Origin of the sequence: Microbulbifer sp. NBRC 101763 (genome assembly GCF_040371615.1) — a bacterium.
GTDB classification, from domain to species: Bacteria; Pseudomonadota; Gammaproteobacteria; order Pseudomonadales; family Cellvibrionaceae; genus Microbulbifer; species Microbulbifer variabilis.
Map to the genome: position 1 here is coordinate 717,150 of NZ_BAABQV010000001.1, position 12,864 is coordinate 730,013.

A 12,864-nucleotide genomic window follows, 5' to 3' on the forward strand; every position below is an offset into this window, starting at 1 on the left:
AAATATAAATAAAATAAGTTTCATCTCAGTGATATTTGCGGAGTGGCCTTAATGGGAGTGGTTTCATCAAGAAATGCCCCCTAGTCAATGATTCACAGATGTAGCAAAAAACTATTTTAAATAAACGTCACCGATCCAAGTCTTTTGTGTACACATAATGTTCATTATGTGACGTAATCAGATACTCCAGGCTGCATTGAGGCTGGGTATATTCATAGCGTTTGAAAATTAGGTTTTACAAAGAGTCATATTCTTTTGCCAATGGATACATTCAAGTTAGGCCCCTGAAGGCCCAGCCAGAAAACCCCAAAAATGAGTATCGGAAATCGATAAATATGGTAGGGGCAAGGCTGTGGATCTTGGAAGTGCGAATCAAACTGAAGTGCAGAGCATAGTGCTCTAGCGTCATTGACCGAAGATGTAAACAGGAAGTTTTTACGTGCCATCACAAAGGATTTGATTTCCGGCTCTGTTAGATTGTTATCGATTTCCAAGTGATCATCGCTGAGGAATTCACAAAGCCCATTCCAGTATTTCAGGCAGTAATTTACTGCATTACCCAGAGGGAATTTGGATAGCACTTGTAAATGGTGCTTATCCAGCCAGCACTTAAAGGAGGTCATGATGGGTTTGGATTCTTGCTGTCGTAATTCATGCCTTTGTTTCGATGATAGATGGTTGTCTTTGGCTTTCCTCTTAACCCGATAGAGCTTCTTATAAAACTGCATTGCCCGTTTTGCCAGTCCATCCCCCCTGCGCTGCTCTCGCTATGGATTTGAGTTTTCGACGGGCATGTGCATTGTAATGATTTGGGTTTACAGCTGTCTGCTCAAATAACAACTCAAAAAATGGATCAGCATCACAATGCAGCGTGCCTTTAAAGCCGACAAATCCGTCATTTACATCATTATTGTGATCCGAGACATTATATTCATAGAGGATAGCTTCCTTTCCCGGAGGACCGCCTCGGAAACAGTAGGTATAAAATTTTCGGCTTGCTGGCCGGCCAGGTTCATTAAGAACTTGGAGTGATGTGGCATTCAAAGCCCCAATATCCTAGCCAATGACGTCATCTTTTAGCAAATTGATCAGTGGTTGTAGGGGAGTAGCACAATCGATAACAGTAGGAGCCATAGTTTGATGGGTGAAACTAAAGCCGGCATGGGTCTCAAACTGTTTTTCCAGGTGATAGAACGGCTGACGATCATCAAGGTTGCTGGCTGTGAGGTGGGCTAGAACGGGGTAAACTTATTCTTAGGTAGGATATGCTTTGGCTTGGGAGCAATAACTATTTGGCCTGCACAGCCTTTGGGACAGGTAACCTTCACCCACAACTCGACAATCACCACATATATCGGGGATATGTAGTTCAAGCGCTCATGACGTTCGTAATAAACGAGATTCTTTTGGCAGCCACATGCACAGGTTTTATCCTGTTCTGAGGCGGGGATTACCACCTCTTTTCTTGGCAGTTGCTCGGCAAAGATTTTCTTTGTTTTTTTATGACGCTTGTGTGTCGCAATACTAACCACATCGTCCTGGTCTTTGTCGCCATCAGCCTCGTTTTCCTCTACAGAACCTTCATCCCGAACTTCTGTACTGTCGAATAGTAACCCCTGGGGATCTTCAGGGTCTTCTTGTTGCTTAGAGCGTCGACCAAAGAGAGAGCGCTATAGTTATTTGAATTGAAACAATAGCTGGCTGTAAGCCTTTCCAAATCCCATTTCGCTTATAAAGGAGCCAAAATCTATTATCTTCACAATAGAGCATACGAATTTTATCGGCCTTTTTATTGCGAAAGACAAAGAGCTGACCGGGTGTCGGATCTTTGTGTAACGTATCAGCCACCAACAGCACGATACCATCAATCTGATTGAGAAAATCGATCGGCTGACGGTAAAACCAGACTTGGTGTTAAACGGCAGCCACATGGTATTTACAGGTCCATAAGGCCAGGAATTTGCGCCAACAACATCGGACTGTTGATCACCAGCTTTATGCCATTGGGGAGCTCTAATACACCCAGGTTTCCCTTAGTGGCTGTAGGGGCTTGATATCCACGGGAACAAAGTCGGGGATATCAGACACAGGCGTTTGTCAGATAGTTTGCGGTACCAGTAGGGGAACTGGCTGTAGTTTAGGTTGTGCTTACGGGTATAAGCGCGCTTGGATTGAGAGCTTTTCTCGCAGGCGCTGACATGACTTTGCCACTGCTGCTGATTCATGGGGCTTCCCACCGAAGTTGATGGAGGGGGCATCATGCCAGTCTGCCAAAGCAAGTTGAATAATGTGGTTCATGTACCGCTTACCGATTACTTTTAGAATGTTTAGATGATAAGAAACCGGGCTCTGTATAAGCCCGGCAGCTGCAATCAAACATTTTAGTTTGTAGTTACTGGTGAAGAAAGTTTAAAGTGGGCGAGGGCCCTTTCAGCAATCTCCTTGCCATACTCCTGCACAAAATGGCCGGCCTCTTCAATCTTGAGTGGTTCCGGGCAGTTTTTGATGGTACTCCTTAGCATTTCCATTACATTTTCACCGAGCACAGCGTCTCTCATTCCAATCGCCATAAAACTATCCCCGTCCCAGTCCTTGGACCAGAATTCCCGAGCTCTAAGCCCAAGTTCTACACCCTCCATGCCGGGATCGACCGGTACAATCGATGGGAAGCGACGCACCCCGGCTTTGTACCTGTTGTCGGGATAGGGGGCATCATAAGCCACTATATCGAAGAGGTTGACTTCAGATCGGGCATCGCTTGCTATCAACCCGCCAACAGGGATTTCTGGCACTCCGACTGAGAAGTTGCGCCAATGGTAGAATCCCTCCGAGGCTCCGTCTCCTGCTGCTATAGCAGTATTCATTACCAATAATCGGGTAAACCTGCCTGGCATATCCATAGGGAGTGTGAGCCCTAGAAGCCCTCCCCAATCCTGGCAAACCAAAGTGATGTTCCTCAGATCGAGGTATTCAATCAGGCGCATCAAGCTATTGCGGTGAAAGTTAAAGGTGTAAGTATCTTCGTTTATCGGCTTATCGGACCGCCCAAACCCGAAGAGGTCTGGTGCAATAACCCTATGCCCAGCTTCGACAAATACTGGAATCATTTTCCGATAAAGATAGCTCCAGCTGGGTTCTCCGTGCAGGCACAGAAAAGTTGTTTCTGCCGCTGGCTCTCCTTCATCAATGTAAGCCATACGCATGGCATCGAAGCCTTCGAGACTGTCGATATAATTTGGTTGATAGGGAAATCCGGGCAGCAGGGAAAAACGCTCTTCGGGTGTTCTTAATCGCTCAATAGACATGGGTAACCCTTTTTTGCGTGAAAAGTAGGCAAGCGACTTTGCCTTATGTTGTTATCGACTGGACCCTTTACAGCAGAATACACAACTGTAGTGAAATATATCGGTTAATCAACCGGGCATTAAGGGTCTATTTGCTCGCGAGGCCTGGCAAGATCTTTAAGGTAAAGATACTTGACTAAGTTATTGGGTACGAGACCAGGTAACCTTTAGCCCAAACTGGAAATAGGGCGTATTGGGACAGATGCCAGCGGTTAAGCATAATTCTTTGAGGGTTGTTAAGAGTCGATATTGATAAAGATTACATGATTATCAGACTCAATTCTGAGTAGGGCTTTGTCTTCAAAAAAAGTGGGCTCTTCTTGGTAGTGCTGTAATTAGGGTTAAATTGTTTCTTTATAAACTTTACCTGATTGTTTGTTTCCCAGCTGACAGATGATGGCCCCCAGGACTCAGGCCTTATACTGTAAACAGGTGTCAGGCCATTCACAGTTAAAAGATAGAGCTCTAGAAGGTTTTCATTGAAGCCAGCATCCAGGTCTTGCTCCACTGTCAGGATATATTGCCCATTTGGAGAGGTGAGAGGATAGCCTTCCAGGGAGTATTCGACACCATTCTTTAAACTTAAAAGAATATAGTCACTGGATTCCCATAACTGTCTATATATCAATAAGTAACTATCAGCCACGAACTCGAGAGCCGAATAGGTATACTTTTCTCCTGGGGGATTTTCTTCAGTGGAGTCCTGATAAGTTTTGGTTGTGCCATTTTTCAGGGTTACTATTAAAGAAAAAAGTTTGTTACGTTTGATAAGGCCCGTATTTTCAAGCAGCTTACTTTCTATAGAGCGCGCGCAGTTATGAGAATTATGAATATTGGGGCAATCAAACTTACCTTCTATTGCACTGAAGTGGACTGCAAAACTTAAGCTGGGAGTTATTACTGTAGATAGGAAGCCCAAAATAATAAGTAGCTTTTGTAGTTGACTTATCATAAGGGCTTCCTCTGCCGCTAGAGAATACTTTAATTAGATTTTTCCTTTAGCGCTAAATAGCGCCACACAGCCTTTTACTTCTATTTGATACTCTTTGAACTTGCTTTCGAGGTAAGTTTCGAGGTCTTCCTGGCAATCCTCGGTATTGGAAAAAATTCCCTTTTTATTGTAGATGGCCATTAATTTCTTTGCTGCAGTGTTCCTGGGTACACCTTTTGATAAAATCGTGGAACCAAATACAACTCCGGATTCAGAAAGTAGTGCACTAACGTGGTCTAAGGCTGATAGTTTTTCTGGCAGTTTTCCTGGGAGACAATGGAATAAATAGTTCAGAGAAATGGAATCAAATTTTTCAGTGACTAAGTCAATTTTATCCAGCACATTACAGCGAAACTGAAGTGGGCTGTACCGTGCAACTCTAGCAGCAGAAACATCCAGACTATTTTGGTTCAAATCCATCAATCCCAGCCGTACATCACCGGAGGGGAAGGTGCACTTATCGAGGAAATATCCTGTTCCAACACCGACATCCAAGTGGTTTGACGTTATGTGCTGGTTGAAGTGCTTGAGAATGCCTGGAGTGGGACATTGCCAAATAAAGCGGTTGGATAGCCCTAAAACCCAAAGATCGTACAGCCAGAGTACGGGTTTGGAGTAAACGGCTTGTCCCTGCTCAACTTCTTTTGTAACGGCCATGTACATCTCCTGCAAGTCTGACTGGAAGTTAACTATTGGTCTAATTTTGAACACTATAGTAGCACTTTTTCAGCATAAAGCTGAAGTTGATACCCGTGTAGTGAGTGGTGGTTCTAACTGTCAGGCTTTTGGTTAGCGGTATAAAGCAGCTCTTCACCATGAAAGCTAAACTCTTGCAGGTATAAACGAATGTGCCTTTTTTGTGAGAGAGTTTGGTATATACAGACTTTAATTGAATAATGCCTAAATAGTTTTTGGTTCCATTTAAGTTGGTTAGGCAAGTGAAGAGCCGAATAAATAGTTACAATGAGTATGAACTAGAAAAATAAAGCTGCCTGGCCTTCCATTGTAAATAGAGTTGAGAAGAGCAGCCCTATATCCAGCTGCCCTTAAGCCATTAAGCTTGAGTGGTTAAATACTTAAGAATATCCACAACCTGGTCCGGTGTTTGCGCCCAGGCTTGAGCAGCACCATCAACTTCTTTTAATGCATGTACCAGTGATTCATCATGTAGAGTGATATAGGATTTACCAAGCGCTGCGCAGTATCCAGCATCGAACGCTGCATTCCATTGTTTATATTTTTCACCAAAGCGGATAACAGCCAGGTCACAATTTTCTATGTGGTGTTTAATCCGTATCGCGTTGACCTTGGCAGACTTATGATCTCGCCAGAAGGAGTTATCTTCCACGCCAAGGCCATCGCCAGCTGCATCACTGGCATCGTGATTGGTCACCGCAGAGGAGAAAGAGATTTCCAGTCCCTGCTTATTGCAGCCTTCGATTATCTGGGTTCTCCAGTCAGAGTGGATTTCTCCAGAGAGATATACTTTCAGTTTCATAGTTTAGTTACCTGATAGTGGTAAACAATAGAGTTTGATGCTTAGGAAATGATTTTACAATATGATTTTGACTTGAAAGGAGGGGACTACTGATTGAGTTAAATAGGATGTATCAATGCGTCATTAGCGCTGAAGTATAAGACCAAAATCCCTTTTGGCTCTTACTTATTGGTGGTTAAGGTAGCCTTATGGCTTAAACACTACATTTTCTGGTACTTTTCCAGACGGCAGTCTTGTAGAGTGCAATTGAGAGAGGAGCCACTTTCCTTGCACTTTCTTTAGAATAGCGCTTTCGAGCCAGTAAACATCCTGGCTCTTGTTCTTTGCAGCAAAATTGGCCTTATTCCAATAGTTGATTGTGACTAGATCTGGCCTCTCATCAAAGTCAATAATGCTAAAGTAATTGGTTCTAACAGTATCTGACGGCTTTGCCACCTTAATTAGATCTTCAATCGTCCATACTTCACCATGTTCGAGCAAGAGAAAAGACTCAGTTACGGTGCCTCTCATACGCTCATGGTCTACATCTGATAGGTAATTTAGAAGGTTCTCGATAGTTTTGAATGCTTCAGGCTTCTCTTGCGCCTGTGCGTTACCGATTGTCAAAACAAACAACATCAATGTAAAAACAATTTTTTGCATAAGTTATATTCCTGGTTCTTAGAAGTTAATTTTTAGTAACGGGAGTGTTGATTTTACAATATTTGCTCCATCAAGTGCCTAAATTCCTTAAGGTGAGCGAAGCTATATATGTAAGGCGGGTTCCGATCGGAGCAGGCTCTTGCTGATACTGTCTATTTTTTCAGCAAAAAAATTGTTTTTTGGGATCTCAGAGCCCCACTGTACAGCATACCAGAGTAAGCTTAGATATTTGTACATTCTGCGCCAATGGTATAGGCGTTGCCAATGTTCTCGGGCCGGATTACGCCTGAGATACAGCTCGAGTAGGGATTGTTGCTGAATTCTGCTGAGCTGATGTTCCTCTATGATCACGGCGAGGTCATAGAAGCGATCGCCCATAGCCGCGTACTCCCAATCAATGGCATAAAGCCGCCTGGCCTTTCCAGCGATGAGGTTTCCAGTGCTTAGATCATTATGGCAAAGAGAGAACCCATCACCTAGCTGTTCCGCGGCAGCAATATGGGAAGGGATTTTTTGGTGAAGCTGTACTAGAGTCGGGTAGAAATCTGCTTGTTTATCAATCGAGCTCCAATATTGGTCAGCTTTATAGGATATATCCAAATGGGCATCAATTTCGGGGAGGCTGTGGATTCCATCAAGTAAATTGGCAACCTGTTCCAGAGCATCGGCATCATTTTTATTCCAAGGTCGCCCTTCAATAAAGCGGGTAACTTGGTATTGATATGCTGGGTCACTGTAGACTAAAGGAGCGCATAACCCGGCGCTACTTGCTCTTACAAGGACGTTGGTTTCTGTTTGTCGGTTTAAATCTAGAGCACCACTGTATTGTGAATTGATACGTAGAATTAATAGCTCTTGGTTTGTCTTGAGTAGAAATGTTTGGTTCGTTTGCCCTCCTGTGAGCTGTCTGACCACAGTGGGTCTGGATTGGCTCCATAGGGGCCAGTCCTGGGGCAGCATATCATCTAGGGGGTTACTCATGACTATGGGGCGCTCGTTTCAAGACCAGTTAAATAAGAGTGGCTGCTCTATCAGTTACTGCTTCGCTCGCAGATATTTCAGACTGCCTTTCCTTTCTATAAATGGCATGCCACTGGAAAAAGCCGATGATTACTAATATTACATAAAGTGAAAACAAGGCAGCCGTGGGGTATAGGCCTCTGTCCAGGTAAAGGTAAATTGAGGCACCATCAACCACAATCCAGTAAATCCAGTTCTCTAAGACTTTTCGAGTGACCATATAAGTTGTAACTATGGCCCCTAAAGTAGTAAAAGAGTCCAGGTAGGGCAGGGCGGCATTGGTTGTATTCTCCAGAATATAGCCAAGCAACAAGGTGAGCCCGCTGACGCTTGTCAGTACAAGAAGGTGGGTTTTAAGTGGCCAACGATGAATTTTGAGATCTTGTTGTTTATCTCGATGACTACGCCATTGCCACCAACCAAAAACAGCCATTACCAGGTAAAATACCTGCAGGGCCGATTCCATCAGCAGGCTGACGTCCCAAAATAAAAAAAGGTAAATGGCTGTGCTGGCAAAAGCGGCGTACCAACAGCTGATCTTCTCACGCATTGCAAGCAGTAGGTAGGATAGGGCCAATACAACTGCAGCAATTTCCCAGGTGGACATCGCGTTGATAGAAGCTGAAATAGCGCTAGTGAAATCTTGATCAAGCATCTGATGCCGCCGGTGAAAGATCCCCGTCTATAAATTTGCAAACAAAGATGGCGCGGCCAAACTGCTCATAGGCTCTGCGCAATTCTAACTTGAGTACATCTATTAGCAAATCGTAGTCCCCAAAAACCTGAGTACTCATAGTATTGGTAATTACCTTGAGTTCTGGATATTTATTGAGTCGATCAATAAATGCTTGGATGCCGGGGATATACTCATCCTTCAGTGGGTACATACTGATTTCTACTGAGAGCCTCACAACGCCTCCTATTGAAAGCAAAAGTTGGGGTGGTATAGACCACCCCCAATGATACAACTATTAGAAAGTATAAGTACCGCTTATACCGGCGATACGGGGCTCGCCAAATTGATAATAGGCTTCTGGCGCATAGCCATTGGCAGGGTTGTTACCATATTGGTTGCTAAAATAGAAACCCCTGGTGTAATAGTCTTCATCAGTTAAGTTTCTGCCCCATAAGGACAGATCCCAATTATCACCCTGGTATGTCAGCCGGGCATTGACTAATTCATAGGCATTAGATTTTTCATTGTGGCTATTGGAGAAGTAGAACTCGTCCTTTCCTTCCAGCTCTAAGCGCAGAACTAAGTTGGGCAGGAGAGAAATTTCGCTGCCAGTGAAAAATTGATAGCTTGGCGCATGGGCTACGTCTCGACCATCCAGGTTTACAGGTGCTCCCTGGGAGTCATCTCTTGCGTCGACATGAGAACCGGTTATAAAGTTTTCAAACTCCGCATTTAGCCAGCCTGCAGAGGCAAAGATGCGCAGGGAATCTGTAGCAAAGTAGTTAAACTCTACTTCCAGCCCGGAAGTTTTACCTCCCGCGGCATTGGCCAGGTAGTCGTGAAAGGAAACTTCATCTTCATTAAATATGAAGACGGATTGTTTTGCCTGGATATCATTGCGATCCTGGTAGAAAGCAGCCAACTGGGCATACAAGCGGTTGTCGAACCAATTGCCTTTAATACCTATTTCGTAGTTAAGCATATGCTCAGTATCAAAATCGAAGAAATTAGGGCTAATTTCTACATTTCTCACTGATTCAGAGATGATTACACCATTGATACCGCCGGCCTTGTATCCTCGGGATACCGTCGCATACGCCATAGTATTTTCGGAGTAGTGATACTCCAGAGTGATATTGCCACCCCAGAGGTCCTCGCTGATATCCCTGGCAGTGAACAGGGAATCTGTGTAATCAGCACTTCGCTTCTCCAGGCGGAGCCCTGTCACCAGATTTAAGCTGGCGGTCAATTCAGTATTAAGTTGGCCATAAATCGCTGTGTTTCTTGTGTCAAATTCACTGGAAAAGTATTCAACATCAGCCCCAAACTCCTCATTAGAGGTTTTGGTGCGTAATAAATCCTCACGTTCTATACGCTCATATATACCTACAACCCAGCTGCTACGGCCAGAAAAGAGTTTGGATACATCAGTAGAAAGCAAGCGCAAGTCTAGGCTGATGTTATCTTTGTCGCGATGGTAATTGTCTTTTTGGCTGTATTCCCATGGGTGAAAGCCTTGATAACTCCAATCTTCGTCGTAACCGTATTCTGTGTCTGAATCTGCGAGGCTCAGCGTGGCATCCAAATGGAATAGCTCACTCCCTGACCACTGTGCGGCTAGGGCTCCGGCCCAGGTTTCCTGTCGATCCGAGCCTGGTTCGTCAGACAGTGTTTCACGGGTGTTGTATAAGGAGAAGGCATCATAGCCGTTGTCAACATTCACATAGAGCAGAGAGAGGCCAAAATTCAGGTTGTCACTAAGCGTGTAGGCCAGCTTACTTCTTAGCACTGATTCATCAATATTGTTGGTATTATCACTGCCCAGGAATGCATTCTCTGTATAGCCATCGGATTTTTGCCTATTGGCAGCGATTCGATAACCAAGTTGATCGGCTAATGGGCCGCTGGAAATTACAGAAATATTGCGTCCATTGTATTCACTTACCTCGGCAGATACTTTTGCCATGGGTTCAGTGGTAGGAGCGGCGCTGGTCATATTGATCAGACCCGCCAGGGCGTTGGCACCATACGCAGTGCCTTGGGGCCCGCGAAGAATCTCTACTTGATCGATATCCAGGGTGCTGGCAGCGAGCCCGAGGCCGGTGAAGTCAATACCATCGATAACCAGGCCAACAGAGGGGTTCACAGGGTCTATAAATTGGCTGCGCTCGCCAATACCGCGAATTTGGATGAAGCGGCCCCGTGATGCACCGGAAGAGAAATTTACATTTGGTGCCATATTCAGGATCTGATCCAGATTGCTCGCACCCCGGGCCTTGATTGTATCGGCATTAACCACTGTCGCGCTGGTAGCCAAGTCCAACAGGTTGGTATTGCGTAATTGGGCAGTGACTACGACCTCTTCAATCCCTGCTTCCCTCGATTCAGCAACTGCCAGCCCCGCAGACAAGCTGGCTACAATGCTAACAGACCAGGCAATGGGGTGGGCTTTGAACAGATTCTTCATGGTTCTCTCTCGAATCAACACAAGTGAAAGAGACCCGGAGCGCGACGTGAGGAGGCGTTTGGTGAGGTTACCTATCCCTACGCCGGTATTAACCGGATCAGGTTCAAGGGTTTGCCCGGAAGAATCAAAAGTCCTCTGGGCATCTCAGGCCAAGGCCACCCCTTAGGTTCGCGGGCGCGATGATAGCAGAAGTTGAGGGAGGAAAGGGGTCTAAGTGTAATATTCAAGATGTCAAAATCTATATCTAATGTGCCACCCCTTCCGTATGCTAATCACAGTATATAATCCTTTCCTCAACTCCATGACGTGAAGAAACTTAAGAAGGAGAGATCTGCAAGTAAAGGTACTATATACATTCTGTATCTAGTAACCTAAGTAGGTGCCTCCCACTTGTCCTGCAAAGTGCGGAATAAACATGGCGTCAAAGCCATGCCAGTCACCGTATTTACTTTTTAGCTCAGGGTAAACTATATCAAAAATGGCTCGTAATTTTTTCCCTTGATCAGGTTCATAATTAATTTTAGACATCTCACGTTCTACGGTTTTACGAAAATCTACCATCATATTTCTATAGTGAATTAAATCTCTTCTATCTCCTTCGTTAAAGTGGCTGGGAATATAAATTTTTGCATTTAATTCAATCAGGCGATCGAGGGCCCGTATGTAACCGGGGTAATACCAGTCGGGCAGACCAAAAGGGGGAAATGCGTTCACGAACATCATATCTGGAGCAAATACGATGTCTTCACTTTCAATATAAAATCCATACAATGTTGTTGAGTGGGATTCAGGCATATATAGGAAGTGGACAGTTTGATCTCCAAATTTTAAAGATTTATCACCATCTATTGGGCTAGTTACAGGTAGGATTTTATTTAATGGGTGCTCCCAATCTTGGATTAGATGGTTAATATTATTATGTCCGACGACAATTTTTGGGCTTAGATGTGCTCCGCCACGGATGTGATCCAAATGATTGTGGGAGTAGACTAACCAGCGTACGGGATGTTCGGGAAATTGTTTTTTTAGCTCATCAGAAAGCGATTTACTGAAATTTTCATTAAAGCAATCGAAAACCGCCAATCCGTTATTTGTTTTCAGAATCATTGCCCGGTTCATTCCCAGACGAAAACTATAAACTCGATCACTATGTTGAACAAATTTTGAAGGTAATTCTGTAAAAGGTTCAAAATAGTCGACCGGAATCGCCTGTTTCATCATGGCTTTTCGAATCTCGGATTCACAGGCGCTGACTATGAGGGCACTAAATATTAAGAGTGCTATATTTATTAAACCTTTCTGTCTGACTTTTTCCCTTTGTCTAAAGCATCTTCTGGCTGGCTTTGAGTAATTTCTTCGGTGAGGCATAGTGACTCTCCTGACAAGTTATTTTGTAATATTGATAAATAGGAGATCTGAAAGAGTAATTAAAAAGGGGTTTTTTCTATTTTTTTTAGAAAGCCAAGTTCTACAAATGGCCTCATATAACTATGTGGTTTTCTCCCGACTTGATCGTTGAGCATGCTTTTCATACCCTGCTTAAAATCCAGTCTGGGATACTCATTAATTACTTCAGACAAGGTTTTGGGATGAATATCACTCAACCATAACCCGGCAATGTCCAGCCCTGCGGCAAAATGTAGTAGGGCAATCTCCGGGTCTTTTTTGTGCGCAATTCCAACAGAGTTGTGATGAGCGATCATCTCATGTACTAAATCAGCCTTCTCGGTAGAGATGTTATGACCAATACAAAAGGATCTTGCTGCTTGAGCTCCGTCTAGCTCAAAAGTACCACCGACATCATAGGCTGGGGTTAGTCCTATATCATGCATGATGGCACCAAGAAAGTAGACTTCTTGATCTATCACTGTCTTTACTTTGTGACTCATTGCTAAGCCGAATGCATAGCTTCTAAGGCTGTGGTTGAGGAGGAAGTCGGGGCTGCATTGAGCCACCATATCCAACGCTTTTTTACAGCTCATCGAGTCAGGAATTTGATAGACCTCTTTAGCAACATACTGAATGTGCTCCCTCTTCAGGTAGCGAATAGTGCGTGTGTAAGTTGCACTTGCACTGGATGTAACAAAGCGGCAGGCCAGACAAGGCAAAGGTGGCGGTATTTTATTCGTTGTAAGTTCCATAATATCATTTATTTTGTACCGTTTCGAACAATAAAATATGATAGGCTTTCTGCAGTGTCAACAATTATGTTCGGAGTAGTACAAA

At 44.2% G+C, this 12,864-nt stretch carries 13 protein-coding genes, 3 pseudogenes and 1 riboswitch; all 16 genes and pseudogenes read right to left on the bottom strand.

Annotated elements, in window-relative coordinates; genetic code table 11:
- Nucleotides 1–245: 245 nt before the first annotated feature.
- Complete coding sequence (locus tag ABWV76_RS03295; protein WP_353375210.1) at nt 246–728, bottom strand: IS66 family transposase; 483 nt, start codon at nt 726–728, stop codon at nt 246–248.
- A pseudogene (locus tag ABWV76_RS03300) lies at nt 715–1,185 on the bottom strand (IS66 family transposase). Before ABWV76_RS03300 ends, ABWV76_RS03295 begins: the two are co-directional and overlap by 14 nt.
- 47 nt (nt 1,186–1,232) lie before the next feature.
- A pseudogene (locus ABWV76_RS03305) lies at nt 1,233–1,658 on the bottom strand (hypothetical protein); the annotation flags it as partial.
- A pseudogene (tnpB, locus tag ABWV76_RS03310) lies at nt 1,645–1,899 on the bottom strand (IS66 family insertion sequence element accessory protein TnpB); the annotation flags it as partial. The pseudogenes ABWV76_RS03305 and tnpB, both read right to left, overlap by 14 nt.
- A 134-nt stretch (nt 1,900–2,033) precedes the next feature.
- A complete protein-coding gene (gene tnpA / locus ABWV76_RS03315; RefSeq protein WP_353375211.1) occupies nt 2,034–2,225 on the bottom strand; it encodes an IS66 family insertion sequence element accessory protein TnpA in 192 nt (63 codons plus the stop codon).
- Between the two features lie 156 nt (nt 2,226–2,381).
- Nucleotides 2,382–3,305: a haloalkane dehalogenase gene (locus ABWV76_RS03320; protein WP_353375212.1), complete on the bottom strand. Its 924-nt coding sequence runs from the start codon at nt 3,303–3,305 to the stop codon at nt 2,382–2,384.
- Between the two features lie 298 nt (nt 3,306–3,603).
- Complete coding sequence (locus ABWV76_RS03325; RefSeq protein WP_353375213.1) at nt 3,604–4,296, bottom strand: hypothetical protein; 693 nt, start codon at nt 4,294–4,296, stop codon at nt 3,604–3,606.
- Nucleotides 4,297–4,329: 33 nt separating this feature from the next.
- Complete coding sequence (locus tag ABWV76_RS03330; protein WP_282950834.1) at nt 4,330–4,992, bottom strand: class I SAM-dependent methyltransferase; 663 nt, start codon at nt 4,990–4,992, stop codon at nt 4,330–4,332.
- Nucleotides 4,993–5,389: 397 nt separating this feature from the next.
- Nucleotides 5,390–5,833 carry a YtoQ family protein gene (locus ABWV76_RS03335; RefSeq protein WP_020415087.1) on the bottom strand — a complete coding sequence of 148 codons (444 nt, stop codon included), beginning with the start codon at nt 5,831–5,833 and terminating at the stop codon, nt 5,390–5,392.
- 186 nt (nt 5,834–6,019) lie between these two features.
- Entirely contained in the window at nt 6,020–6,475 is a 456-nt protein-coding gene (locus ABWV76_RS03340; protein ID WP_282950833.1) for a nuclear transport factor 2 family protein, read from the bottom strand.
- A 102-nt stretch (nt 6,476–6,577) separates the two neighbouring features.
- Nucleotides 6,578–7,456 (bottom strand): choline kinase family protein, encoded by an 879-nt coding sequence (locus tag ABWV76_RS03345; RefSeq protein WP_353375214.1) that lies wholly within the window; start codon nt 7,454–7,456, stop codon nt 6,578–6,580.
- A gap of 28 nt (nt 7,457–7,484) precedes the next feature.
- Entirely contained in the window at nt 7,485–8,150 is a 666-nt protein-coding gene (pnuC, locus tag ABWV76_RS03350) for a nicotinamide riboside transporter PnuC (RefSeq protein ID WP_353375215.1), read from the bottom strand.
- Nucleotides 8,143–8,406 carry a hypothetical protein gene (locus ABWV76_RS03355; protein WP_282950830.1) on the bottom strand — a complete coding sequence of 88 codons (264 nt, stop codon included), beginning with the start codon at nt 8,404–8,406 and terminating at the stop codon, nt 8,143–8,145. Before ABWV76_RS03355 ends, pnuC begins: the two co-directional genes overlap by 8 nt.
- Nucleotides 8,407–8,466: 60 nt before the next feature.
- On the bottom strand, nt 8,467–10,638 hold the full coding sequence (locus tag ABWV76_RS03360) for a TonB-dependent receptor (RefSeq protein ID WP_353375216.1): 2,172 nt from the start codon (nt 10,636–10,638) through the stop codon (nt 8,467–8,469).
- Between the two features lie 57 nt (nt 10,639–10,695).
- A riboswitch (TPP riboswitch) is annotated at nt 10,696–10,811 on the bottom strand.
- Between the two features lie 190 nt (nt 10,812–11,001).
- Nucleotides 11,002–12,006 (bottom strand): MBL fold metallo-hydrolase, encoded by a 1,005-nt coding sequence (locus ABWV76_RS03365; protein ID WP_353375217.1) that lies wholly within the window; start codon nt 12,004–12,006, stop codon nt 11,002–11,004.
- 59 nt (nt 12,007–12,065) lie between these two features.
- Complete coding sequence (locus ABWV76_RS03370; RefSeq protein WP_353375218.1) at nt 12,066–12,779, bottom strand: HD domain-containing protein; 714 nt, start codon at nt 12,777–12,779, stop codon at nt 12,066–12,068.
- Nucleotides 12,780–12,864: the final 85 nt, after the last annotated feature.